We start from the raw sequence: 24591 nt of genomic DNA on the forward strand, positions 1-24591 counted from the left end.
GGCGGAAAGCAAAGCGCAAGTGATGCACGAGGGCGGGGATCGAAAGTGAGGGTAGCACAACCATCACGTATCGTGATCGTATGCGCAACATTCATTCGTTTTCAAAATGCTTTGGCCGGGTCTATGTGACATGCAGTTCCAATGATGGAGAGATGCCGTGACGACCCTCGACCATATCCCTGCCCGCCCTGCCCCGCGGCTCGACCTGCGCAATGCGGCGATGACCCTGAGTGCCATTTTGTTGCTGGTGCTTGGCGGTGTCGCACTGACCGCCCCGCCCGTCGATGTGTCGGAAAACTGGCACGGCAACGTCGCGGCTTCGGCGCCGCGCTGATCCATCGAGGCCGGTCCGCCCCGACGCGTCAGGGCAGGTGCACGGGCGTGCGGTCACCCGCGGCGAAGCGGCGCAGGACCGCCGGATAGAGCCGGTGTTCCTGCTCCAGCACGCGGGCGGCCAGCACCTCGGGCGTGTCGCCGGGTCGTACGGGCACGCGGGCCTGGCCCAGGATCGGACCATCGTCCAGTTCCAGCGTGACCTCGTGGACGGTGCAGCCCGCCTCGGTCTCGCCCGCCGCGATGGCGCGGGCGTGGGTGTTTAGACCGCGATAGCTGGGCAGAAGCGAGGGGTGGATGTTGATCATCCGGCCCTGCCAGCGCGAGATGAAATCGTCGGTCAGGATACGCATGAAGCCCGCGAAACAGATGATGTCGGGGGCGTAGCGCTCCAGTGTCCGGGTCATGACAGCCTCGAAGGCCGGGCGATCGCCCTTGAAATCGCGGTGATCGGCGAGCTCGGTCGGGACGCCGCGCGCCTCGGCCTTGGCAAAACCGGGAGCGTCGGGCGTGTTGCAAAGGGCCACCACGGGGCGTGCCGGGTGGTCGCCGGTCATGCTGTCGATCAGCGCCACCATGTTGGAGCCGGCGCCGGAAAAGAGGATGGCGACGCGTTTGGTCACGCGAGGCTGCCGGTGTAGCGGACGCCCGGCCCGTCGGCAACATGGCCGAGGCGGATGACGGTTTCGCCGGTGTCTTCCAACAGGCTGGCCAGCGCGTCGGCGCGGGCGGCGTCTACGGCCAGCACCATGCCAACGCCGCAGTTGAAGGTCTTGAGCATCTCGGCTTCGGCCATGCCGCCCTGCTCCATCAGCCAGCGGAAGACGGGGGGCAGGTCGAAGCTGCCGAGGTCGATGTCTACGCCAAGGTCATCGGGCAGGACGCGGGGGATGTTTTCGGTCAGGCCGCCGCCGGTGATGTGGGCGAGCGCGTGGACGCCGCCGGCGCGGACCGCCTCCAGCGCCTGCGTCACGTAAAGGCGCGTGGGGGTCAGCAGGGCCGCACCGAGCGTGCCGTCGGACCAAGGGCAGTCGGCGTCCCAGCCGAGGCCGGACATCTCGACCAGCTTGCGCACAAGGCTGTAGCCGTTGGAATGCACCCCGTTGGAGGCAAGGCCCAGAAGGACATCGCCGGAGGTCACGCCCGCCGGCAGGTCGCTGCCGCGCTCCATGGCGCCCACGGCAAAACCGGCGAGGTCGAAGTCGCCTTCAGGGTACATGCCTGGCATTTCCGCCGTCTCGCCGCCGATGAGCGCGGTGCCGGAACGCACGCAGCCTTCGGCGATGCCTTCGATGATGCGGGCGGCTGTATCCGTGTCGAGCTTGCCGGTGGCGAAATAGTCGAGGAAGAAGAGCGGCTCGGCCCCCTGGCAGACAAGGTCGTTGACGCACATGGCCACAAGGTCGATGCCGACGCCATCCACGTTGCCGGTGTCGATGGCGATGCGCAGCTTGGTGCCCACGCCATCGGTGGCGGCCACGAGGATCGGGTCGGTATAGCCCGCGCCCTTGAGATCGAAGAGTGCGCCGAAGCCGCCCAAGCCCGCCATGACGCCCGCGCGGTTGGTGCGCTTGGCGGCGGGCTTGATCCGGTCGACGAGCGCGTTGCCCGCGTCGATATCCACGCCGGCATCGGCATAGGTGATCCCGTTCTTGGCGTCGGTCATGTGCGGTCTCCGCTTGGCGTGTCGGGGCTTGCGTTAATCCATCGGGGGCCTCCGTGCAATCGGGAAAGCCCGCGCGCCCGTGCCAGAGCCCTTGACGCCCGCCCTGCCCCCGCCTATCCCGAGCAAAGGTCGGGCCTGTAGCTCAATTGGTTAGAGCAGAGCGCTCATAACGCTTTGGTTGGGGGTTCGAGTCCCTCCGGGCCTACCAAAAACTATAAAAATCCAATGTTTTCAATGACGACATGGACCCGGTTTTAAAATCCGGGTCCATATGATTTCAATGGGTTGCAAATGACGTGGACCCGCTAAACAAAGAAACCGGCGACCACGGCCACGACTCCGCACACGATGACCCCGCCAAAATACTCGGCCCGTATGCTGGCGTTGATGCCCAGCCCGGCAAGCATCACGACCAGGACGGCGATCGCGCTAGACACAGCCGAACTTGTCGCATTTCAGCTGCGTTTCCGCATACCATACCGCGACGGGCCGATCATTCCTGATCAGGTATTCCGCCGTCGCCGGTTTCATCGTCGGCGGCTCCCTCTGAACATCCGAGAACATCGCCCCCGTCATCTGGTCGCACCCCGCCAGTAAGAACATCGAACAGGCTGCAATCGTCCATTTCACGCGTGACATTCTCGATCTCTCTTGACCCTGCGACCGCCTCGAGTCGGCCCTTGAAGGCGTCGCGCTCAACGCGCAGCGCCTGAATTTTCATTCCCATGCCCGCGATCACGGCAAGGCCGATCGACGCGAAGATCAGATCGCGGATCATGCGACCCCCTTCAGGCAAAGCGCCTTTTCCTCTGACCGCCGGTTCACCAGTCCACGGATCACCCGGCCCCCGGCCTTGTTCCACCAGGTCAGCGCGTCACACGCGCCGCGCACGTCACCGCCATTCAGACGGCGAACAGCCGTACTATTGCCGAAAGCGGAAACGCCGACATTGTAAGCCGTGCTGGAAAAGGCGACATCGCGCGGCACCGGCAAGCGCCGCTCGATCGTCTCTGCTGTGAAAAACCGGCGCAGCCCGGTGCGATAAGATAGGATTTCACGCGCCAGCATGGCATCGCATTCGGCTTTCGTGTATCGATCCCCCGGCTTGACGCCCTTCGTTTCGCCATAGCAAACCGTCCACACGCCCACGATGTCGCGATAGGCTTCGAAGCGCAGCCCTTCCCAGCGGCCCACGAACGGAACGGCAACCGCCAGAAACGCCGCGTCAGCGCCTGCAGCCGGTTTTGGCACCCCTGACGCGCTGGAAAGGACCACCGGGCCTGTAGCGCCCGGATCAGCGCCCCACGGCGAGGCCCGCCAATCGCCCAAGGCCAGCGCCAGCACCAGGACTGCGCAAATGCCGCCGATCCACCATGGGCTTTCCAGTTTGTCACGGTCGATGCCCTGATCGACAACGCGCCCAAACCCGGTATACGCCGCCACCAGCAGCGCCAGAAGCCACCAAAGCCAAGGCGGCGTGTCGATACCTGTCGCCCAATAGATCAGTTCCGGCACGGCCAGGATCGCGATAGTCAGATAGACACCCCACATGGAATGCGCCCGCCGGGCGATCCGCCCGGCGTTCTTCACAAGTTTCATAGCAAGTTTCCCTAGATTGAGGACTTCAGAATTTGCGCCAACGCCTCATCAGACGCACTAGGCACAGACGCCGGTTCGGATAGAACGGCATTTCGAGAACGCTCCATTTCTTGCGCTCATTCGGCGACAACTGCGCCCGCAACGCCTTCAGATGCAGGAACATCGCGTAGGCGGCACCGCCCTTGAACAAAAGATCGAGCCACTTCCCAAAGGCACGCACCTCGAAGATTGTCGCAAGGCGGAATTCGAGGATCAACGCCGTCAGAACCTGCCAGTAAAAGGCGTTCGACACCCCGGCCAGCGCCGCAAGGAAGATCGCCAACGAAAGCACTTCGGACCCGGACTCCCGCCGCGACCGGCGCGGCCAAAACGCGATCAGGACAAGCGACCCGAAAAACATCAACGCCAGCCCCGCAAAGAAGCTGAAAATATCACCGCCCATCGCGATCCACGACCCCCCTTAACGTCGACTCCAAAAGCGATCGCTCCAGGCGCAGACGGTCAAGGTGGCCGTCCGACTCGCGCTGCGCTTCCTGCAGCGCCTCCTGTTGCGATCCGCGCAAAATCATCGGCTTCAGTTTTTCCAGCATCCGAAAAAGTCTCACTTTTTCGACTCCACCACGCGAACGGCGTCGCGAACGGTTACGATTGTCTCGACAATCTCGGCGGAATGTTCGCGTTCCCGCTCTAGCATCCGGTCCTGCAGGGCATCTTTCGACTTGTGCAGGGACCACACCCAATAGCATAACCCCAGGATCACAAGGGCAGGCAAACCCCCGCCGATGTCGAAGTATACCTTTTCAAGAAAGTCGGGCATTTTCAGAGGCTACCTGTTCGCCTGCTTCATATCGACGTAAAAACCGCCAAAGAGCGTCACTGACGTCGATGTGAACGTGGCGTTGGTTACCAAGTGCGCCATGATCCTGAGTTGTTGAAATCCCGGCAAGTCACGACCAGTACCTCGATCATTTGCCATGACCGTAAAGTTCTGCGCTCGACCTTCATAGAGATACACGCTGGCACTCAGGGTTATCGTCGTTGAAAGCCAAGGATCGGACGGTGTAACGCGCCCTTCTACATTGAACACCAAAAGAGCATGTCCCGTGGTGTCGGATTGCGCGATGCCGGAATATACGACCACGACCGGATTATCCGGGTCAACTGATATGTCGTATTCTTCAAAGTCGACCCCGATAGGCCCCATGATTTCGACCGCGTTGGCCGAACCTACACCATCAACGGTGTCGTTGGACGTTGTGTAGCCGAACGTCTGCCGTGTCGTCGCACCCGGTGCGATCAGATTTTGCGTGACAACCGATTTGCCTTTGATTTCGCCAGTAACCGCGTCCAGTTTCCACCCTGCGGTTGGAATACCGCCGCCGTCCTCTGCGTAGTTATCAGACCGTACCTCACCCCCAAAGATCGCGAGACCCGCCGCATTGAAGTCATCGGTGTCTACGGCATCAGCTTTAAGGGTGCCTGTTTGAACAGTCACACCGTCGATTGCGGTGAACCCACGCGACGCGTAGGACATGAATTCAGCACCCTCGGCGCTGACACCCAAGAGAGGTTTGTGGATGAACAGGAAAGCGTTGATCGTGCTTGTGGTCCTGAACATGCGGAAGCGCGGTTTTGCATATCGTGCGCCTGCGGGGATAGCCACCACGTCGCCAAACCTCGTCCAGCTATCCGGGTCCGTGCCGGATAGCGGCTGTTCGTCTGTGTTGTCCAGTATGTCGGTTCGGCTCAGGTACACGCCGTCAGCGCCGTACCAGTAAATCGACATACGGAAGTGACAGTAATGTGCGGATATCTGGGCGGACAATTCCAGATACTTGGCATCAGGGGCAAAGGGGTAGCCGACATGATAGTTGCCGTCAGGCTTGGAAGGAACCGCCAGCCAATCCGCGAACCCGCCGCTTTCGTTGTCGGCGGTACATGTGATTTCAAGGGTCGGTTGGTCGGCCCCGGACCACGCCTGCGGCGGTTGGCGCAACCTGAACGTCGTGGCTCCACCTATGTTGCCGGAACTATCCGTGTCCCAATGAAGAAGGCCCTGCCGGAAATCGCTGTTCTCGATCAGGTTTACACCCGACCCGACCCGTAAACGACTGGCAGAGATGGTGCCTTCCGCAACCACGTCGTCACCGATCAGACGCAGCAAGCTACCGCCTGAACCGTCAGGGTCCGCATAGCTGGTGGCACGAATACCTGCGATATACGTCTGACCGCCGTCAGTCACGACCTCAGCGGTCAGGCCGGTCGATGCTTGGGCGAAACCTTCAAGATCAACCACCGCCGACGACAGGTCAGAGATCGTCGCACTGACACCGCCCGCGTTCACGGCAAGCTGCGTCATGAGCGTGCCGAACGCGGTCGAGCCATTCACCTGCAAACCGATGATGTCGTCTATCTCGCCAGCGATAAGACCAAGGTCCGTGTCGATGGACGTTTCCAGCGACGTGACCGCCGCACTGATCGCACTGTCAGCTTGGGCGGATGTGTAATAATCCGCCGTCAGTGTGGCATTCACATCCGCAATCTCTGATGACAATTCGTTGCGGGCGATCTCAAGCGCATTCAGTGCTTCGGTGACATCCACAACCTCGATACTGGCAAGCCGGATTGTTCCGTTTGTCGTGCTGCTGCCATTCTGCCGAACCTGCGGGTGCCAGGCGGTCGCGTCATCCGACGAATTGAACACGATCTGCTGAGTAGCAGGAATACCATATGCGACCATCTTCGATACGGTTCCAGAAGCATAGGCCGTCATCGTTTGCGGACCATCAGCTATCGTGAACGTCTCGGGGTTCGCCTGTATGTTGCTTTGCACAACCGTCGTGCCGTTCTGTGTAGTGCCGCCGATCCGAACATTCGCCCCCGGCCCCAACGTGCCGTCAGCCACCACCTTAAATTTGACCGTGACACGATAGACCTTCGACGGGTCGAACGGCAGGGGATAGGCAGGGCCGACGCTGGCATTGTAGACGCCGCCGAACTCGAAACAGTCACCGAAGTCGGCATCATCGTCATGGAATGTGCCGGTCGTAAGAGGCGGCTTGGTGATCTCAGATCGTGCCTGGTTCACGTCGCGCGACCAAAGGCTTTCAGGCGGTCGCAGAATGGTGTTGCCCATCGGTGCGATATTGGCTTCGGCTTCGGCACGTACCGCATCGAAACCTTCTTCCAACGTGCCGACAAACCCAGCAGTCAGCGTGTTCAGATTTTCTTGAACATCGTCGGCACTCTGTTGCGCGCTTACGATTGCATCATTCACGGAGTCGGCAAGATCCTCCTCCCTCAACCGGATGTCTGGCGAAGTCGCTTCGACCCAAGCCGACCAAACCGCTGATCGATTACCCAGCGGACTAAAGCGCGCTTGCGCTTCATATGTCACGCCCGGCAAAATGCCTTCAGACAAAACGACCAAGCCCGGTTCGATGTCTTGGATGGTTCCGCTATAAACAAGCGCTCCGTTTGACTTTACACGCACCCGGATCGAAATCGCCGAGACACCCGGAGTACTTTCAGCCCAAATAAACTTCAGCGCAGGGCGACGCCCGCCGCCGCCGACATCCGGCACTGACCAACCGATGACATCCCAATCGCTGACGGCAACTGGCGCATATGCAGGCGGCGTAATCGAACCCTGATCGATCGGCTGATAATCCGAATCCGTGTCGAAATCATTGTCGCTCGGATCGACTTCGGTCAGGTCCACGACGACATCCAGGTTTGCGCGATCCGCCATGCCGTCGATTCGAAACAGCTTGCTTTCATAACCGTTCCGATCCGACGCCCATTCCAGCACGTCGCCCGGTTCATAAACCCCAAATTCAGGCGGAAACGTATGAGTATGACGCCGCGCCCGGCGGGACTCGGCCAGACCTTCAGACATCAGACGCTGGACCTGCTCACCATAGGGAACAAGATCGAACTCGACATCGACCAGAAGCCGCCGCCCGCCATCTTGGCTTTCCAGATCGGTGCGGATCAAAGGCGGCGCGGTTTCTATTTGGTATGCCTGACCAGGGTCGGGAAACTTTCCGCTGACCCCGTTGATCGTATCCGCAAGTCCAAAGAATGGCGTCAGCGACTTCTTTTCCGTTGTCAGAATGTCTTTATCCGAAAACTGGTTGACCGGCGCATCCGCGCCGCCAACGAACAGTTTGAAAACGCCGCCAATCTCGGCAATGCGCCCGTTGCAGGCGTCTAGTTCCGCCTGAATCGCGTCTCCGACCGGGTTTGCAACCGCAATTTCGCCACCGCTGCGGTAGCGTGGTTCATCACCGCCCTGCGCGTTCACCGTGGCACGGCATTTCTCGATCTGCGCAATCCAGTGATCTACGGGCAACTGCGCTTCCGAAAGACCCTGAAGGCCATAGAACCAATCGCTTCCAAACGACATGCCCCGGAACAAATTGTAAATCTTGACGGCAGGCAGGTGATCGCCGTCACCACCCCAAGTTGCCGGGTTTGCCCAGCGTTGCGGTCCCTCTCCGCCCACGCTGCTGTCGCGCGAAGGATCGTACAGCGGAACGCCCTCGACCTCGAACATGTACGCCGGAAACCCATTGAACAGATCGCGGTTCAGAAGCGCGGTGACGACGACATACGCGACGCCCGTGCCGACATGCGATGCTCCCCAGGGCCTTTCGTCGGTCGAAACCTTCTCAATCAGGAACGGATCGGCCTGCGTTTGCGTCCCGTCATAGAACTTGACCCAAAGGTAATCATCGGAGTCGGCATATTCTTCATAAATGGTGTAAGAATCTTCGCCGGTGCCGACCGTTTCGGTGCGCGTCCGCATGACATCTTTTCGATATTCACTGATCGGGATGCCGAAATCGGGATGCGCTTCGGACGGGTCGAGCAACGTCACCGGCGCCCCATCAACGAACATGCCGGTCAGGCCCTGAACCGGCAGATCGGACAGGGCAATCACAAGCGTAAGATATGAGTTAGGCGTAAATCCGTCTTGGGAACCCCAACTGTTCGCATAGACCAGCGAACCGGCGGTTCCGGCCCGGCCCGTCAGGTAAGACTGCGGCAGGTCCGCCCCGCGCTGCAACTCGCCCTTGATCGAAAAGCTGGGGCCGGATGGTGCCTTTTTACCCGCCAGTTTGGCGGCAAGCTTGTTCAGTCCGATGCCGACGATTGCTTTCAGAACGCCGGTGAACAGCGACCCGATGAAGGTGCTCCCGATCGCCGCTGCGATCGCCGTGAAAAACGCCATTTACAGAACCCGCAAATAATTTGTGTCGGCAGGCTTGAACGCGCACCGCTCATATAGCGCCGCCGCGCGGTTGTCGCCGATCGCCGACATCCCCGCGATGAAACAGCCCTCTTTCTTCGCCCAGGTCACATAGGCGCGGATCAACCCAAGCGCCCACCTGCCGCCGCGATGGTCAGGATCTATCCAGAAAACCTGTTCCTGCGCGAACAGAGCCGGGGCCAAAGGCGATGTCACGACGCAGGCGCACAACATCCCCACGGCGCGACCGTCCAGATGCAGCACGAACGCCAGGCGATCTTCCGCGTCGATCTGCGTATTCAGAACATGCGTCGCATAGACAGGATCGAACGGCAGGGGAACGCCGCACGTCGCGACGAAATCCTGCCCCATGCGCACCATTTCCGGCACGTCGCGCCGGGTCGCGTGTCGGATCATCAGGCTTCCCCCACCGCTGTTCCCAGGTCCCCACGACCGCGACATGCTTGCGGAAATCGTCGCCCGGCGCGCGGCGCTGCTGATAGGCGTTCGAGCGCGTCGCCGGATTGAACCGCGTGATTTCCTGAAGGTGCGACACGCAAGTCAGCGTGATCTTGCCCGGCTCGGTTTCCGTCGACTCCTCGACATCCGCCTCATCAATGAAACCGATGAACCGGGCGCGGGCCGGTGCGATCTGCAACAGCGAATCCACCGCGAACACGCCCCTGAAAATCTCGACACGGCCCTGCTTTGCGTCCAGTTCCCGCACGAGCTGCGCCGTGTCCGCAAGATGACTGATTTCGATCGTGACGGGCTGCACTGTCAGGTTTGAAACCTGCGGGATGTCGGACACGGAAATCAGCCCGCCCGCGCCTTTGAAAACCCGCGTCTCGACAAGCTGCGATGTCGGATTGATCACGTCCAGCGACGCTTGCCCAACGTCCGACCAGTAATGCCGTTTCACGGGATCGCCGGTTTCGGTGTCCCGCACCGTGAACGACACCATGTCACGCGCCCGCACGGCGCGGGATTTCAGCGCCGCGATGACCTCCGGCGGAATACCTTGTTTCATTCGATGACCTGCGTTGCGCTGATGGAAATGGTTTCTTCGAAAATGCCCGTCGCCTGACGGGATACGCCGCCGGGATCGAGCATGAAACGCGCGCAGGGAAAGCGCAGCGTGACGGGCATTCCGACAGTGATCGAAGGATGCAGCGCCGGGGCGATGTCGAACCACCCCGACTCGCCCGCCGCGTTCGCAATCGGGGCTGTCGTTGCGGCGCGGATCAGGAACAGGTTTGTCCCGTCATCGATCGACACGTAATCGCCTTTCGTCATCTTGAATCCGACCGGAACCCCGGTCAAACGCAAGCGCAACCGATCCGGGCTGATAACGAACACTGTCACGCCGTCCAGCGCATCTTCTGCATTGTCTAAGGGCAAGGGCCGACGCGGATCGTACCCTTCGAACAGCTTGACCCCGCCCTGCAACGTCAAAAGGTCCGCTTCGATCTCTGCAGCTTCGTCATGCGACATTGGCGCGGTGCGATATGTCGCCCGCCATAGCATCGGCGCAAGGTCCTTCACGATCGTTCGCGCGGGCGACGCCGAATAATCGTGCCGCCACATGGGCTGCAGCGCCCCGTCCACGATCTTAAGCCCGTCGATGATGTCGGTGCGCGGAAATTGAATCGTCATGGCAACTGCCTCCGCTTTTGCGCCATGCGGTACGCCTCGACCACGCGGGCCGGGAACTCGGCCTGCATCTGTCTTTGCTGCGCCTCGATCCGCGCGACAGCGCCCGCATCCGCGCCCCGCGCGTCGATCTGCGGCGCATAGACCAGGGGCGGCATCGCCGACATGCCCTGCCCCGGCTTCGTGACATGGACGTTTTCGTTCGGGCTGGCCCGGAACGCGACAACCTGACTGTCGATCCCGCCGACGCCGCCCACGTTGAACGACCCGCCATCGGCGAAGCCCAACAACCCGCCAATCGCGCCAGACAACAGCGATCCGAAGAAACTGCCACCGCCCGCGCCGCCGATTGCAGCCTGCCCCTGTTTGATCAGGACATCGCCCAGGACCTTCAGAACTCCCGCCAGCGCCCCTTTCAGGGACCCGGCCTGCCCGATTGCCTGCCCGATCCGCGCCCCGATGCTGCCCATCGAATCCGCCGCCTTCTGGCCCAGCGTTTCCAGACCGTCGCCCAGGCTTTCGGCTTCGGATTTCAGACCGCCCACGTTCAACGCCCCGGTCATCGCGTCCATCGCGCTCGTGATCAGGCCAAGCCCGCCCCTGATCCCGCGCTCCAAACCCTGCGCGATGTTCGTGCCGTACCCCATGAACACTCGCGACGGCGACTTGATGCCAAGGGTTTCGCGAAACGCCTGCGCCAGATCGGACGCCAGACCGGCGACGTACGCTTTCAGTTCGGCCCACTTTTGCTGCAGACCTTCCTTGATGCCGTTGACTATTTCCTGACCGATTTCTAGCGCCTTCGCGATCACGTCCTGCAGCATCTGCGCAAGCGCCGCCAGGACATCGGCCCCAAACCCGGTCACGGCATCGACGCCGCGCTGCCAGACGGTCGAAAACTCGCCACTGAAGAACGCCGCCAGATCATCGCCGATCCATGACATGACGTTGCCGATGTGAACCAGAAGATCCCCGAAAATGCGCGTCACCGTGGCGAGTCCGGTGCTGAAACCGTTCGTGAACGTGGTCATCGCGGTGGTGATTTTGTTCGTCAGACCCGGCCAGCGTTCATCGAGGCCAAGCTTGATTTTTGCCACCACGTCGCGACCGAACGACAGCGCCTTGTTCACGATGTCACCGAACAGGATGCGAAACGTGTCGTTGACCATCGCATTGAACGACAGGAAAACGCCTTTCCCGGCACCAAGAACGCCTTTCAAATCCCCTTGAAGCGCCGCATCGACCGCATCCGCCAGACCTGAAAAAACATCGACCACGCCGCGCCCGATCCGCGCACTTGCCGCGCCCAGACGCCCGAACACAGCTTTCAGCCCATCGATCGAGGCACCGATAAAGCCGGTGATCCCCGGAAAACGCTGTTTCAGACCATCCCAATTCCGCCAGATCAACAGCGCGGCCCCGGCAACCGCGCCGACCACCAGCCCGATCGGCGACACCAACGCCAGGAACGCGGGGATCAGCGGGGCCATCGCCCCGATCAGAAGGCCAAAACCCGCGATCAGCGGCCCCAGCCCGGCGGCAAGCGCACCGCCCACGACGATCAGGCGCTGCACGTTCGGCGACAGATCCTGAAACCGCTCTGCCGCCCGCTTCAGATACCCGGCCAGGTCGGCAAGGATCGGCAGGATGATCGCGCCGACCTTTTCCGATGCGTCCCCAAGCGCGTTCATCGCCTGCGTGATCTTGCCCGAGTCCGTGTCGGCCAGAGCCTGCGCCTGACCTTTGTATTGCCGTTCAAGTTCCGCCAGCATCAGCGCCTGCGCCCCGGCGACATCGCCCGCCGTTGCCATCGCCTTGATCTGATCTTCCTGCTGTTTCGTGAACTGGATACCCACACGCGACAGCGCCGACAGCCCCTTGACCGGATCGTTCAGCGCCTTGCCCAACATGATCGTTGACGACTGCAAATCCTGCCCCAACAGCGCCGACAGATCGAGCGCCAGTGCTTGCGCCCGCGTGAACACGTCGCCTTGCACATTGCCGAAGGTCAGAAGGTTCGCCGTCACCTTCGACAGAATATCTTCGTCGCCGAACAGCGTCCCTTCCTGCAGTTTCGACGCCATGTCCTGCAGTTCCTGTGACGTGAAGCCTGCCGTTTGCCCCATGCTGGCAAGCCCGGCCTCGACCTTGGCGATCGCCTGTTCCTGCGCCTTTTGCGCCGCAACCGATTTATAGGCGATACCCACAAGCGGGCCTGTCAGCGCAAGCGACATGTTCCGGCCGATTTTGGTCATGCTCTGCGACATGCGCTTCATGCGCTTCTGCAGCCCGGCCATGCGCTTTTGCGCTTCGCCGACGCCGTTGTTGAACGCCGCGCTGTCCATCCCCAGGATGACGCGCAGCGCACCGATGACCGAACTGCTCATTTGCGAATGACCTTCCCGCCGAACGCGGCGTTAAGCGCCTCGACCAGCGCTTTCTGTTGCTTCCAGGACTGTTCGCGCCGTTTCGTCTTGACCGACGAAACCTTGCTGAATTTCGGGAATTTCTTCGGCTTGTGATAGCCGATCATGACCAGCCTCGCGCCAAGCCATGCGTTGACCTCGCTCTGCATGACCTCGCGTTCGATCCGGCGCGCCGCGCCGGTCATCACGATCTTGATTTCGCGAAGCGTCAGATGCCAGAACAGGGCCGGGTCCTGCCCGGCCTCTGTCCACGATGCCAAAAGGCCCGCCCAGTCTATTGCGGACCTTTCCCCTTCGCCTTTCCCGGCGCGTCGCCCTGACCCTCGACCGCATCGGGAAACGCCAGCTGCAACGCGCGCTCATAGAGCGCGACCGCACCCATGAACCCGCCTTCGACGCCGGTCATCACCCGCCCGGCCTCTTTCAGCGTGATGCCTTCGTGATGTTCCTGCAGCCCTGCCCAGAACAGAATCCGCACGTCCTTCATCGACATGTCGGTTTCCGCGTTCTGTTCCAGGCGCTGAATGAACGCCATCATCGTTTCGCCGGATTCTTCCTCCAGCGCGCACATCCCGTTCGTCGTGAACTGCAGGGAATAGCCTTCGTCGCCCGATGTGAAATCGACCTTACCTTTCACCGCGTTCGCCATGTTACGCCGCCGCCGCCAGGGTCAGGACAGGTTCGCCGGTCACTTTGCCGGTAAACGTGACCTCGATTTCCTCTTCCAGCGGAACGCCGAATTCGGGTTCCGTGACATGCGCGCGGAACTCCCATTCGGTCGTGTCGGGAAAAACGATCTTGTAATAGCCCGCGTCGTCACTGGCAAAATCGGCCATCAGGTCCGCGATGCCCGTGTCATCGCCCGTGACATAGTTCACCACCAGGCTGAATTCGCCGCCATCGCGCAGGCTTGCGATGAACTCGCGAAAGCGGTTCGGCGACTTCATGTGCGTCACGTCAACCGTATCCTTCGACATGTTGGGCGGGCTGATTTCCTTCACCTCCATGCCCGTATCGTTATACGTCGCACCGCTGTCGCTCGACCGATGCAATTCGGTTCCAAAGCCGATCATTCCATCACTCATGTCAGACTCCCGTCTCTTTCCAGCTGATTTCAAGATCGGCGGAAATTCGGAACAGCTGGCGTTCCGATTCCGCCGTTTCTTCGTTCAGATCGCGACCCGCGCTGACGAAAATTCCCATGAACTCGATCGATCCGCGCAGCCCCTTGAACCCCGACAAACGCGCATAAAGCGCCCGCATCGTCTGCTTTGCGGTGCCGTAGGTTTCCGCCCGCACATCCGCCTGAATGCGCGTTTTGACCACGCCGGACGGACCTTTCATGTGATAGGATCGCGGGTCGGAAATGACCTGCAGGTTCAAATGCGGAAAGACTTTCACCGATTGCGGCTGGCGCAGCCAATGCACCCGATCCCCGACGAACGACGATACGTTCGCGTCATCCAGGATCAGCACGGTCAGTTCTTCTTCCATCACTTGCGCCCCGCCTTGGCCTGCCGCTTGGCATACCGCGCGACCGACTTTTCGATTTCCGCCATCTGCTCGGACTTGATCAAGTCGAGCGCCCCGCGCCGCTCGGAGTCCCAGGCCGGACGCAGATGCGGTTCGGCGACCTGATGATCATTGCCGAACTCGGTCTGTACCGCCGCCGGATCGTTTGGCCCGGCGTAAACCTCGACTTCGCTTTCCTTGCGGCTCATGCGGCCCTGCCGTTTTGTCAGACGTGTTCCGACGCCGTAACTGGCCTTCAGGTTGCCTTCGCGCGACGGCGCGTTCGCCCGGCCCGCATCGGCGATCGGCTGCGCCGCTTTCTTCAGGACACGCCGCACGGTCGATTTGGCCGTGGCCTTCGGCAACTGCATCAGGGCGCGTTCAGCAGCCTTGAAGCCCTCCACCTTCATCTTAGGTTTCATGCACCCGCACCGCCGTCAGTTCCAACGCTTCATGACGCCCAAGCCGCGCCCGCTTTCTGCCCTTGATGTTCCACGCCTGCCCCGTCTGCAGTTCGCCCGCCTCATTCCAGACCGGCGATGTGATCAGACGATCCTCGGATGTAAGATCGCGAGTTTTCGGCGTGCTGCGCACAACGAACCGCGCGACCAGCGCCCCCAGCTGCGACCCCGCCGCCACTTTCTCCGCGTCGCGCACGTCCTCGCGCTTGGCGTATGTGGTGAACAGCCTGCGCCAGCCGCTTTGAGGTTCGTTGAATCCGTTCCGCGCCGCCGGTTCCGACCGCTCGAAACCGATGATCTGATCAAGGTCCGCCGGGTTCATGCCGGACCTCAAACGCAGATGCGGCGATACCGCGCCGTCAGACGATCGACCCCAAGCGCGATTTCCCGCGACATCGCCGCGTCGCCGACCGCAAGCCGGTTTTCATAGAAATGCCCGATCAACAGCCGCGCCGCAGCCTTGATGTCATCCGGCACGGCTCCGACATCGGCAAAGCCCGCCGTGAACGTGATGCGGACCGCATCGGGCGCGGTTCCCACGCCCGGCCAGTACTTGCCCGGCATCGGAACCAGGCAGAACCGCCGCCCGCGCTTGGTCAACACGTAATCTTCCGCGGGCATGGTCTGCGCCACGCCCTGCGCGTCGGTGTATTCGACGGAGTCGACTGCCGTCACCCGCTGGAATGGCAGGGAAAGAACATCGGACGTGAAACCCCGATCCCGCACGATCCAGGACTCCGCGACGATTGGAAACCCCAAGCCGCCGAACCCGTCATCATCGACATTCAGGAACGTCGACGCCGCATCGATCGCGCGTTCGATTTCGGCGTCGAAATCCCCGTCATCATCGAGAACGCGCAGATATGCCTTGGCATCCGCAAGATCGATCAGACGCTGCGTCGCGCCCGATGCCCTTTCCAGCCACATTCACCCGGCCCCTTACGCTTTGTCGCCGTCAGTCTCCGGTGCCGTCATCACGACATCGGGCAGGACCTTCAGAACCGCCTGCAGATCCTTTTGAACCTCTTGCACGTCCTTCAGGGCGGCTTTCGGGTCCGTCACGGCGTCATCATCCGCGATGTCGGCTTCAAGACGCTCACGCGCGGCCTGAAGCGCCTCACGGACACTTTGAAGCGCATCACGCGCAGCCAGAACCGTCAGCTGCATATCATGCAGAGCGGCCCGCGCCGCTTCCAATTTTGCCACCGCCTGCGCTTCGCCGTGCTGCGCCGCGCGCATCGCGGCCCCGCGATCTTCCAGCGCCTGCAGAACCTGCGGATCGTCATCGGTCGGCTTGCATTTCCCCTTCGCCTTCCATTCCTCATAGGCATGGGGCGGAATCCACTGCTTCTGCCCCGGCTTCAGGCTGAAACGTCCACCCTCGATCCCGGTCAGCATTTCCACGAACACGCCGCGATGAATGGTCGTGTCGGCGGGCAATGCCTCGAATTCATCTTCGGACAATTCCAGACGCCGCCAGTCCTGCAGCGTTTCGCCTGTCGCTTCATTCTCGCGCTCGAAATACTCGAACGCCACCACCGGCGCGGCCTGCGCCTGATCGTCAGCCGCGACATCGGCTTTCTTCGTCGGTTTCTTCGCCATTTCACGGCCCCCTAGAAAATGAAAGCGCCCGGCCAGATCGCCGGGCCGGGCGCGGTTTCAATTAGCGCCGCCGATCAGGCGGCGGCTTGCAGCATGTGGCGGATCGACTCGTTCGACGCGTCGATCAGTTCGCCATCGGTGCGCAACCAGGCCAGAAACCCGACTTGACCTTTCTTCGCGTAGGCCGAGTCCGTGAACCGGAACAGCGTGATGTTCATCACGTCGCGGATCAGGTACTTGGAAAAGTCGCCGAAGCCGATCGATCGCGCACCGGCGGCAGGCACCGCCATGTCCTGGTTGATGTCGTATTCATAGCCCAGGATTTCCGCCGGCGCCTGGTTCGACACGCCAGGCATCCAGATCGGGCGACCGTCCGAGTCCTTCATCAGCTTCGCCGCTTTCAGAACCGCATCGTTGAACTGCCAGGTCGCGTTGCGGCGATAGGCGGGATCCAGCGAGTGTTCCAACTCGACCAGATCATCCCAGCCGAACGAATCCGTCAGGCCCGCCGCCGTGGTATGGCCCAGGGCGGACGCCGTGATTGCGCCGTTCGGCTTACCCACGTTGTTGCCGACCGTGTAACCCTTGTTCGTGGTGCGCGACAGACGCGTTGCCAGCATCGAGCCGATCATGCCTTCCAGGTTGCCGATCCCGGAATCCTGCAACAGTTCGATCGGCACCGTCACGACGCGCGACGACGCCTTGTGTGCGGCGATGGACACCGTGCCGAACGCGATGTCGCCATCCGCCGCTTCCACGTTTTCATCGACCCATTCGCCTTCTTCGGACGTTTCATCGACGGTCGGCCACGGGATCACATTGCCGGATTCCGTGCTGATCACCGTGGCACGGTTGCGGATGCCGCCATAGGCTTTCATCTTTTCCAACAACTGACCGCCGAACCCGGTCGGCACCAGGTAGCCGCCTTCGCTGTCAGTGCCGGTCGATTGCGCGTTCTGCACGTCCCGCGAATACGCCGCCAGGACATCTTCGGGCAGGCTGTTCACGCCGCGCTGACCGTTGCGCAGGAACGCATCGAACACACGCTGACGCACTTCGTCCCCCGGCAGGCCCGGCAGACCGCCGCCATTTCCGTTCGACGGCGTGTCGGGATCGTCGGCTTCGGACTGCAGGCGGGCTTCGTCATCCAGCAGGCGCTGCGCCTGCGCGATCTGCTTGTCGATCAGGTCGATGTCAGCATAGATCGCATCGACCTTTTCGGATGCGGCCTGATCGAACGTGCCGGTCGCATCGTCCAGGATGTTGCGCGCCTCTTTGGCCTTCGCGTCGCGCTTCTCGCGCAGCTTTTTGATGTTGGACATGGGGTTTCTCCTGTTTCGTCCATAAAAAAGGCCCGCCAGGGGCGGGCCGGTTCACGTTGCGGGATAGACCGCGCTCAGGGCGCGCAGCGCTCGAAAAATTCCAGCCTGCGCTGATGCGCGGCAATTGTCGCCGCCCAATCCGGTTCAGGTTCGGCGGGCTTCGTCAGCGCGTCCGGCGCGTTTTCGAAGATCGACACGTCAAAGCGGTTTTCCGCGCCGCCGTCCTTTTCATACACCCGATCGATCAGCCCCATTTCCAGCGCTTCATCGGCATCGAGCCAGGTTTCATCATCCATCAACTGACGGAATTCATCGGCGGGCTTGCCGGTTTTCTGCGCGTAGTCTGAGCGGATCGACCCGTCGATCTTGTCCAGCATTTGCGCCGACGCCGCGTGATCGCGCGTGTCGCCGAGCGTGATCATCCAGGCATTGTGAATCATGATGAATGCGCCTTTCGCGGCCTCGATTTCATCCGCGCCAAGCATGATATACGACGCCGCCGATGCCGCCAGACCGTCCACATGGGCGATCACCTTCGCCTTGTGCTGTTCCAGCGCGGTTTTCATCGCGCGGGCCATAAAAACATCGCCGCCGGGACTGTCGATGCGAAGGTGAATTGTGTCCGCATCGATCGCGTTCAGTTCGCGTTTGAATTCCTCTGCCGTGATCCCCCAGAACCCAATCTGGTCATACAAAAGAACCTCGACCGCCCCATCTTCATCGGCGTTCCGAACCTTCAGCGCCGCGCGCTGACCGTCCTTGGCGCGGAAAGCCCGCGCGATGATTTCGTTGAATTTCATTCCTGCCCCTCGCGGCTTGTCAGAAACAGCGGCGTTCCCGGTTGCGGCGCAGACGATCCGCCGCCTTGATCCTCGCCTGCGTCGGTTCCGGCCGATTTCGCGACCGGGCGATAGAGTTTGTCGGCGTCGGGATCGTCCGATTTCGTCCGGCCTTCCATTTCGCGGACCTCGTTGACGGTCAGCCATGCCGGATGTTGCGTTCCGCCGACAGCGACCTTGTGCGCGTCGTACCGTGCCGCCAGGTCGGCCCGCAAAAGCGAGTCCATGTTGATTTCGACCGAAATCCCTTGGCGGCGTTCCTCGCGCGTCAAAAGCTTGCGCGAAAGTTCCGTCTCGAACCGCTTCACATGGCGGCGCAGGCCCAGGATGTAGAACTGCGCTGTCTGCGCGTTGATCCCGGTCCCCCAGCTGGTCGATTTATCCGTTTCCCCGATCAGATGGGGCGGAACACCGTAGGCCCGCGCCACGTCCAGAACCTGAAAGCTGCGCGACTGGAACAACTGCGCCGTTTCCGGGTCCGTGACCAGCTTGTGAAACATCCCTTTTTCCGACAGCACCGCCGGAATGTGCGAATTCGCGACACCGCCGAATTTCTTCGTCCAGTAATCGCGAATTTCATTCGCCATATTTTCATCGACCCGGCCTTCAAACGAGATATAGCCCGGCGGATTGACACCCTGTTTGTAGAACTTTTCGGCGTATTCGTCGGCCTGCAGACCGATGCCGATTGACCGGGCGAAGCACTTCAGCGGCGAAAGCGCCTCGAACCCCTGCATCGTCGCCGAACCGCGCAGATGCAGAACGTCATCCTGCACATAACCGCGCGTCTCCCCGTCCTCGGTCACGGAATAGAACAGGTCGCGGCCTTTCTTGAACGGCTTCACCCGCGCATCGAACATCGGGCGCAGCTCGACCACATCGCCGCGCCGGTTCCGCGCGATTTCCGCGTAGGAATTGCCGTCGAGAAACGCGACCGCTCCAACGCCCTCGAAAAACACTTCCGGCGACCACACTGGCGACGGTTCGTCATTGACCAGCGCGTGAACCGGATGATCCGACAGAACATCCGTGCCGCCCCGGTCGTTTTTCTGCACGACGCGCACCGACATCGTTCCGATCGTCCCGGCCAGCAACGTGACGCAGGCGTAATTCGCGACCAGCTTCATCGCCGTGTCGCGGTTGACCGATGACGCGCCCAGGAACGGGAAAAACTCTTGCCATTCCTCGAACGATGCGCCCGATTGCAAGTTCATCGGGCGGCGTTCTTCGTCCCGCTTCAGGACGGGTTCGGCGCGCACCGCCTCTGCAGCCGTCGCCCGGCTTCCGAATAGACGATCAAACATCCACGAATCCTTGTGTCACGACGCCTTTTTCCTCGCTGTCTGCGACCTGCAGGATCGGCCACATCGCATTGCAGGCGGCAACGATCCCGTCGATCTTATCTTCCGGGGCCAGCTTGCCCGGAAATATGTAATCCCCGCCCTGCACCTGCCGCATCAGAGTGTTGCCCGCCATCCAGGTCAGAACCGGATTGCCGTCGTTGATCACGCGCCCGTCATCGACCCGCGCGATCAGTTTCTGAAACGGCTCATTCAGGTTTGCCGCCCTCGATCGTAATTCGACGGCGTTGATCCCTTTGGTTTCCCAATTCGCCGCCATCTGCGCCGCGAACATGGCGTCATAAACGACCATCTCGACATCGAAGCTTGGCAGATCGGCCCAGCCCCAGGCCCCATCTCCTACACCCGCAAGATGATCGACCAGCGATTCAACGATGTTCAGGTTCAGTTCGGCCCCCGGCGTCGAATGCAGGAACCCTTCACGATACCACCCGGCAAGGTGTTCGTTGCCTTCCGTCTCGACAATCTTGTGCGGCAGGAAATGCCAACTGTAGAGCCGGTGCAGATCGTCATCCGGCACATGCAGAACGACACTGGCGGGATCGAGGCGCGTCGCCAGGTCAACCCCGATGAGCGCCTTGCGCCCCGCAACCTTCAGCATCGGCACCGCCAGCTTTTCACCGGCCCGCCAGGCGTCCATGTCGAGCGCTGCCGCGCCTACGCTTGTCCAGACGTTCAGATGCTTGCGAAGGAACTCGCCCATCGCCGCCGGGCTGGCCGATGCCTTCACCCATTGTTGCCGCATGTAGTCCTGCGACTTGGCGATACCCATGCTGGGATTCGCTTTCGCCCAGGTTTCGGGATCGCCCGGTTCGTCGCCTTCGTCGGCCTCGAAGATCAGGCCGAAATAGGTTTCATCATCGAACACGCCGTCAAGAACGCGCTGCAGGTATTTGCGCTGTTCGTAACAGATGCCCGCCGTGTTGTGGCCTGCCGTGGTGATCGCGATCAACAGCGGCTGTTCGCGCGACCCCATCGCCTGATCCATCGAGTCCCAGACATCGCGTTTTTCATGTTCGTGCAATTCGTCGATGATCGCACAATGCGGGTTCTTGCCATCCTTGGATTTCGTTTGGCTGGCAACCGGGCGGAACATCGCCGCAACGTCCGTTGTCTTGATCTTGTGTTGCTCGACCTTCAAATTCAGCCGCGTGTCGAGCGTCGTTCCGTCCGGCATTTCTGCCAGCGCTATCGCGCGGGCGCGGTCGAACACCTCGCGCGCCTGATCCGAAGATGACGCCGCCGAATAGACCTTCGCGCCAGGTTCCCCATCGACGCACAGGAAATACAGTCCCACGCCCGCCAGCAGAGTCGACTTGCCGTTCTTGCGCGGCACTTCGATATAGACCGTGCGGAACCGGCGCAGGCCGGTGATCATGTGCCGCCAGCCGCCGATCTGCGAAATCATGAACGCCTGCCAGCCGATCAGGTTGATCGTCTCGCCGCGCGCCGCCCATTGCCCTTCCGTATGCGGCAACGCTTCCAGGAACGCGCACATGTGTTCGGACGCCTCCACGTCGAACACGAACGGAAAGCCGTCTGTTCCGGCCCGCTTCAGATCCTTTTTGAACCGCTTGCAGGCCAGCTTCACCCGCCGACAGGATGGAACCTTGTTCGACAGGATCGCTTCGACCCAATCCATTGCGCGAAGCGTGATCGGGGTTTCCAAAGCTGCATCCCGCATCACGCGGATCCGCTACCGCGTCCCTTTCGGGCAATCGGCTCGAACGGCACGATGCGCCGCTTGCCGTCTGCCGCCGGCGTTTCCTTTCCGCCGTCATCGGGATCCGGCGACTCATCCAGCAGCGCCAGAAAATCCGTCTGGACTTTCTCGCCCGACTTGGCGCGCGCATACGGCGTCGCCAGCAGCTGCGTTTCCAGCGCCGCCAGCCGGTTTTCATGGAACGCTCGGCGCTGTTCCTTCCCCGACAGGTAGTTCGCCGCCGACGCCTGGAAGTCTTCATCCGCAATTTCCTGCGACAGCCGATCGAACGCGGCTCGGTGTTCCGCGTAGCGCACGACCAGGCCGAACACCGCCTGATCGATCGTCCGCCGGGCGACAAGCACCTGCAGGATGCTTTCGCCAAACCGTTCGGCCTTGTCGCTGAAGTGATCCGGCCAACCGCCCAAGAGGCACACAAGCCGTTCCATCTGTGAAACAGGATCGGCCACGACACCCCCCCTAAAAATTACACGCGAAAAAATCTGATTACCCCCGCCGGTCGGCGACGGGGCCGGGTTGAACTTTTGATCCCCCCCTTGACCGCTTTTCTTCGCGCTGTTTCTTGCTGTTGTGGCAATGCGCACACAACGATTGAAGCTTACCGAACCAAAAACGCCCATGATCCTCGCGATGCGGTTCAACATGGTCGGCAACGGTTGCCACGCGACGCGACGACGCCGGGCACAGTTCGCAGAGCGGTTCGGCTTCAAGCTGGCGCAGCCGCCGACCACCCGGCCCGCGCCACGCCTTGAGATTGTACCAGCGCCGCGACGGTTTATCCCGACGCCGCGCATCCGACAGCTGATCGCGATGCCCCTTGTCCTGTCCGGCATGTGCCGCGCAGTATGTTTCGCCCAGGTCGATCAGCTTGTGACAACCTGCATAGGCGCAAGGTTTCTTCGGCACCGCGACCCTTCACTGTCCAGGTATCAACGAAAAAGCGCCCGCCGGTTTCCCGTGGGCGCAGTTCTTGATGATGCCTATTCGGTACTCCGCCGATGCACTAAGCGTCAATGCAGTTTCTATCTAAACCAATCAAGCAACAGATTAAGATGTTGGAAACAAAAGCAATTTTCCAGTTCAATGTGAGACTTCCCAAAGTTCCTTAACACCCAAGGGATGAGAATCGACGCGTGGTCGGCTTTGCGCGTCCCAAGAACGACCGTGACTTTCCCCGATCAAACGCCAGCCCGACGCCCTTAATGAAGCGCCGCCTTCAGATGGGGCAATATATGTTCCCAACCTTTTGAACCCCAAAGCAAACACAGCCTTTGCCGCCGCCCCATACAGAAACGAACAAGCGTTTTTCGTTCCATCGGTACAAAGCCGCGTGACTTCGAGTGTCGTTCCATCATCCCGATGCCGCGAAACGGGCCTGCCAACGATGACAACACCGACAACCTTTTCGCCGGACAAAGCCGCGATAGAAAACTGGCTATTCGGATAAAGGTGTGGAATCGTCATGAGGCTTGAACCACTCCTTCGTGTGGAATCGGTGGCACTGGGGGCACACGCTCAGCCGGTTCTCAGGGCCAGCCGAGCCGCCCGCCGAGATCGGCGTAATGTGCGAGACCTCAAGGCCGGACGGCTCGAAGAGGGCCTTGCAGATGTCGCACTCGACCATGGACGCCTTGCGCGCCTTCTCGGCGGCAACCTTCTCTGCCTTCACCCGTCCAGGTCGTTTCCCAAGCAGCGCGCGCGCCCGGATCGCGTCGAAGGAGTAGCCAGCGCCGAGGCGGTTGGTCATCTTGATCACCCGGTTCCGGGCCTCGGTCGGCGCGTTGGTGAAGCGCCCGTGGTCGAAGTAGTTGAGGACCTCGCGCTCCCAGTTCTTCGTGGCCGTCATGGCCGGGCGGAAGAGGTTGAGCAGATGCTTCGGAACGCCCGCGCGCCAGGCGTGGAGGGCCTCTCTGGCGTCGTCGGAGTTCTTGTGCTTCCAGATGGCCTTGAACGCCTCCTTCGTTTCGTAGGCCCCGCGCAGCTCGGGCACGTTCTTCAGCCAGCCGTCCAGGTTCAGCAGCTCGGAGTCGGTCAGGTTGTAGGGCGCCTTCAGGAAGATCGCCTTCCCGCGCTTCAGCTCTCGCCGGTCCTTGTCCTTCAGCAGCCCCTGATAGCGCCTGCGCGCCGTCTCCATGGCGTCGTTGGCGATCCTCAGGACGTGCCACTTGTCGACCACGATCACCGCCTGCGGCATCGCGTAGGACACCGCCTCGCGGTATGGACGCCACATGTCGATGGTGACGACCTCGGTCTCCTTGCGGCCCGGCAGGTTCCCCAGGAAGTGAACCACTTCCTCGCTGGACCGGCCCGGCAGAAGCTCAATCGGCCAGCTGGTCTCGACATCGGTGAAGATGGCCCGCATCTCCTTGCCTATCTTCAGCTCATCGATCCCGAGGACGCGCGGCGCGCGAAGGGTCTCGAAGTGCTCCGCCAGCAGGACCTCGCTGTTCTCGCTGCTGATCTGCCGGATTACCTTCTCGTTGACGCCGACATCCTCGGCGACGTGGGTGTTCGGCTTCAGGAGCGCCTGCCTGGCGATGTAGTCGCGGCAGCGAACGGTCATGCGCCGCGTATCATCCATGTCCGGCAGGGGTTGCATGAAGGTGCCGCCGCAGTCCCGGCAGCGGAAGCGCAGGCGCGTGACCTCGATGAAGGTTTGACGCCCGTGAACCGGGGCATCGACGAAGACGGTCTTCTTGGTGCCGTGCTTGTAGAGGTTGCCGACAGCGCCGCACTTCTCGCAGTGCTCCGGTGCCGTGTTATAGCTGGCCGGGATGCGGTAAGCGCCGTCGCTGTCGATCTCGTATTCGGTCACGGTCCAGTCCGGAAGGTAAAGCAGA

Annotated in this window: 30 protein-coding genes and 1 tRNA gene; 3 read left to right on the top strand and 28 right to left on the bottom strand. The window is 61.4% G+C overall.

Features of this window, described 5'->3' with window-relative positions; all coding sequences use genetic code 11:
• Positions 1–157: 157 nt before the first annotated feature.
• Positions 158–334, top strand: coding sequence for a hypothetical protein (locus tag ACSQ76_RS12180; protein ID WP_437156767.1), 177 nt, complete (start codon positions 158–160; stop codon positions 332–334).
• 28 nt (positions 335–362) lie between these two features.
• Here the strand turns inward: ACSQ76_RS12180 and purN are convergent, their stop codons facing one another.
• Both purN and purM read right to left on the bottom strand, forming a co-directional pair.
• Entirely contained in the window at positions 363–956 is a 594-nt protein-coding gene (purN, locus tag ACSQ76_RS12185; protein ID WP_306129968.1) for a phosphoribosylglycinamide formyltransferase, read from the bottom strand.
• A complete protein-coding gene (purM, locus tag ACSQ76_RS12190) occupies positions 953–1999 on the bottom strand; it encodes a phosphoribosylformylglycinamidine cyclo-ligase (RefSeq protein ID WP_437156768.1) in 1047 nt (348 codons plus the stop codon). Before purM ends, purN begins: the two co-directional genes overlap by 4 nt.
• A 131-nt stretch (positions 2000–2130) precedes the next feature.
• On the opposite strand from purM, the gene ACSQ76_RS12195 reads away from it, so the two are divergent.
• Positions 2131–2207 (top strand) — tRNA-Ile (locus tag ACSQ76_RS12195).
• A 97-nt stretch (positions 2208–2304) separates the two neighbouring features.
• On the opposite strand, the gene ACSQ76_RS12200 is transcribed toward ACSQ76_RS12195, so the two are convergent.
• From ACSQ76_RS12200 to ACSQ76_RS12235, 8 genes are read right to left on the bottom strand one after another with little or no spacing between them, the layout of a single operon-like run.
• Positions 2305–2436, bottom strand: coding sequence for a hypothetical protein (locus ACSQ76_RS12200; RefSeq protein ID WP_437156769.1), 132 nt, complete (start codon positions 2434–2436; stop codon positions 2305–2307).
• Between the two features lie 56 nt (positions 2437–2492).
• On the bottom strand, positions 2493–2777 hold the full coding sequence (locus ACSQ76_RS12205; RefSeq protein WP_437156770.1) for a hypothetical protein: 285 nt from the start codon (positions 2775–2777) through the stop codon (positions 2493–2495).
• The gene (locus ACSQ76_RS12210) at positions 2774–3598 is read right to left on the bottom strand and encodes a lysozyme (protein ID WP_437156771.1); all 825 of its coding nucleotides are present in this window, start codon (positions 3596–3598) and stop codon (positions 2774–2776) included. The genes ACSQ76_RS12205 and ACSQ76_RS12210 overlap by 4 nt, the downstream gene beginning before the upstream one ends.
• Before the next feature lie 25 nt (positions 3599–3623).
• Positions 3624–4040, bottom strand: coding sequence for a hypothetical protein (locus tag ACSQ76_RS12215; protein ID WP_437156772.1), 417 nt, complete (start codon positions 4038–4040; stop codon positions 3624–3626).
• Positions 4030–4188: a hypothetical protein gene (locus tag ACSQ76_RS12220; protein WP_437156773.1), complete on the bottom strand. Its 159-nt coding sequence runs from the start codon at positions 4186–4188 to the stop codon at positions 4030–4032. Before ACSQ76_RS12220 ends, ACSQ76_RS12215 begins: the two co-directional genes overlap by 11 nt.
• 11 nt (positions 4189–4199) lie before the next feature.
• A complete protein-coding gene (locus ACSQ76_RS12225; RefSeq protein ID WP_437156774.1) occupies positions 4200–4415 on the bottom strand; it encodes a hypothetical protein in 216 nt (71 codons plus the stop codon).
• A 9-nt stretch (positions 4416–4424) separates the two neighbouring features.
• On the bottom strand, positions 4425–8834 hold the full coding sequence (locus ACSQ76_RS12230) for a phage tail protein (protein WP_437156775.1): 4410 nt from the start codon (positions 8832–8834) through the stop codon (positions 4425–4427).
• Positions 8835–9269: an N-acetyltransferase family protein gene (locus ACSQ76_RS12235; RefSeq protein WP_437156776.1), complete on the bottom strand. Its 435-nt coding sequence runs from the start codon at positions 9267–9269 to the stop codon at positions 8835–8837. It abuts the gene before it with no gap.
• 43 nt (positions 9270–9312) lie between these two features.
• Here ACSQ76_RS12235 and ACSQ76_RS12240 point away from each other — a divergent pair, with 43 nt between their 5' ends.
• Positions 9313–9642: a hypothetical protein gene (locus tag ACSQ76_RS12240; RefSeq protein WP_437156777.1), complete on the top strand. Its 330-nt coding sequence runs from the start codon at positions 9313–9315 to the stop codon at positions 9640–9642.
• A gap of 236 nt (positions 9643–9878) precedes the next feature.
• On the opposite strand, the gene ACSQ76_RS12245 is transcribed toward ACSQ76_RS12240, so the two are convergent.
• The 18 genes from ACSQ76_RS12245 to ACSQ76_RS12330 form a co-directional block, all read right to left on the bottom strand.
• Positions 9879–10508 (bottom strand): hypothetical protein, encoded by a 630-nt coding sequence (locus tag ACSQ76_RS12245; RefSeq protein ID WP_437156778.1) that lies wholly within the window; start codon positions 10506–10508, stop codon positions 9879–9881.
• Positions 10505–12892: a phage tail length tape measure family protein gene (locus tag ACSQ76_RS12250; protein ID WP_437156779.1), complete on the bottom strand. Its 2388-nt coding sequence runs from the start codon at positions 12890–12892 to the stop codon at positions 10505–10507. Before ACSQ76_RS12250 ends, ACSQ76_RS12245 begins: the two co-directional genes overlap by 4 nt.
• A complete protein-coding gene (locus ACSQ76_RS12255; protein WP_437156780.1) occupies positions 12889–13191 on the bottom strand; it encodes a hypothetical protein in 303 nt (100 codons plus the stop codon). The genes ACSQ76_RS12250 and ACSQ76_RS12255 overlap by 4 nt, the downstream gene beginning before the upstream one ends.
• 14 nt (positions 13192–13205) lie before the next feature.
• Entirely contained in the window at positions 13206–13580 is a 375-nt protein-coding gene (locus ACSQ76_RS12260; protein WP_437156781.1) for a GTA-gp10 family protein, read from the bottom strand.
• A gap of 1 nt (position 13581) precedes the next feature.
• The gene (locus ACSQ76_RS12265) at positions 13582–14016 is read right to left on the bottom strand and encodes a phage tail tube protein (RefSeq protein ID WP_437156782.1); all 435 of its coding nucleotides are present in this window, start codon (positions 14014–14016) and stop codon (positions 13582–13584) included.
• A 1-nt stretch (position 14017) separates the two neighbouring features.
• Positions 14018–14425, bottom strand: a complete 408-nt coding sequence (gp17, locus tag ACSQ76_RS12270) for a tail completion protein gp17 (RefSeq protein WP_437156783.1) — start codon at positions 14423–14425, stop codon at positions 14018–14020.
• Positions 14425–14865, bottom strand: coding sequence for an HK97-gp10 family putative phage morphogenesis protein (locus ACSQ76_RS12275; RefSeq protein WP_437156784.1), 441 nt, complete (start codon positions 14863–14865; stop codon positions 14425–14427). The genes gp17 and ACSQ76_RS12275 overlap by 1 nt, the downstream gene beginning before the upstream one ends.
• Positions 14855–15226, bottom strand: coding sequence for a phage head completion protein (locus ACSQ76_RS12280; protein ID WP_437156785.1), 372 nt, complete (start codon positions 15224–15226; stop codon positions 14855–14857). The genes ACSQ76_RS12275 and ACSQ76_RS12280 overlap by 11 nt, the downstream gene beginning before the upstream one ends.
• An 8-nt stretch (positions 15227–15234) precedes the next feature.
• On the bottom strand, positions 15235–15831 hold the full coding sequence (locus ACSQ76_RS12285; RefSeq protein WP_437156786.1) for a head-tail connector protein: 597 nt from the start codon (positions 15829–15831) through the stop codon (positions 15235–15237).
• Between the two features lie 12 nt (positions 15832–15843).
• Positions 15844–16506 carry a hypothetical protein gene (locus ACSQ76_RS12290; RefSeq protein ID WP_437156787.1) on the bottom strand — a complete coding sequence of 221 codons (663 nt, stop codon included), beginning with the start codon at positions 16504–16506 and terminating at the stop codon, positions 15844–15846.
• A gap of 74 nt (positions 16507–16580) precedes the next feature.
• Positions 16581–17828, bottom strand: a complete 1248-nt coding sequence (locus ACSQ76_RS12295; RefSeq protein WP_437156788.1) for a phage major capsid protein — start codon at positions 17826–17828, stop codon at positions 16581–16583.
• A 74-nt stretch (positions 17829–17902) separates the two neighbouring features.
• Complete coding sequence (locus ACSQ76_RS12300) at positions 17903–18628, bottom strand: head maturation protease, ClpP-related (protein WP_437156789.1); 726 nt, start codon at positions 18626–18628, stop codon at positions 17903–17905.
• Complete coding sequence (locus ACSQ76_RS12305) at positions 18625–19971, bottom strand: phage portal protein (protein WP_437156790.1); 1347 nt, start codon at positions 19969–19971, stop codon at positions 18625–18627. Before ACSQ76_RS12305 ends, ACSQ76_RS12300 begins: the two co-directional genes overlap by 4 nt.
• Complete coding sequence (locus tag ACSQ76_RS12310; protein WP_437156791.1) at positions 19964–21712, bottom strand: terminase large subunit; 1749 nt, start codon at positions 21710–21712, stop codon at positions 19964–19966. Before ACSQ76_RS12310 ends, ACSQ76_RS12305 begins: the two co-directional genes overlap by 8 nt.
• Entirely contained in the window at positions 21712–22200 is a 489-nt protein-coding gene (locus ACSQ76_RS12315; RefSeq protein ID WP_437156792.1) for a hypothetical protein, read from the bottom strand. The genes ACSQ76_RS12310 and ACSQ76_RS12315 overlap by 1 nt, the downstream gene beginning before the upstream one ends.
• Before the next feature lie 37 nt (positions 22201–22237).
• Positions 22238–22657 (bottom strand): HNH endonuclease, encoded by a 420-nt coding sequence (locus tag ACSQ76_RS12320; protein ID WP_437156793.1) that lies wholly within the window; start codon positions 22655–22657, stop codon positions 22238–22240.
• A gap of 174 nt (positions 22658–22831) precedes the next feature.
• On the bottom strand, positions 22832–23215 hold the full coding sequence (locus ACSQ76_RS12325) for an XF1762 family protein (RefSeq protein ID WP_437156794.1): 384 nt from the start codon (positions 23213–23215) through the stop codon (positions 22832–22834).
• On the bottom strand, positions 23187–24566 hold the full coding sequence (locus ACSQ76_RS12330) for an ISL3 family transposase (RefSeq protein WP_437156795.1): 1380 nt from the start codon (positions 24564–24566) through the stop codon (positions 23187–23189). Before ACSQ76_RS12330 ends, ACSQ76_RS12325 begins: the two co-directional genes overlap by 29 nt.
• Between the last annotated feature and the right edge of the window lie 25 nt (positions 24567–24591).

This window comes from Roseovarius sp. B08 (genome assembly GCF_051417955.1).
GTDB lineage: Bacteria > Pseudomonadota > Alphaproteobacteria > Rhodobacterales > Rhodobacteraceae > Roseovarius.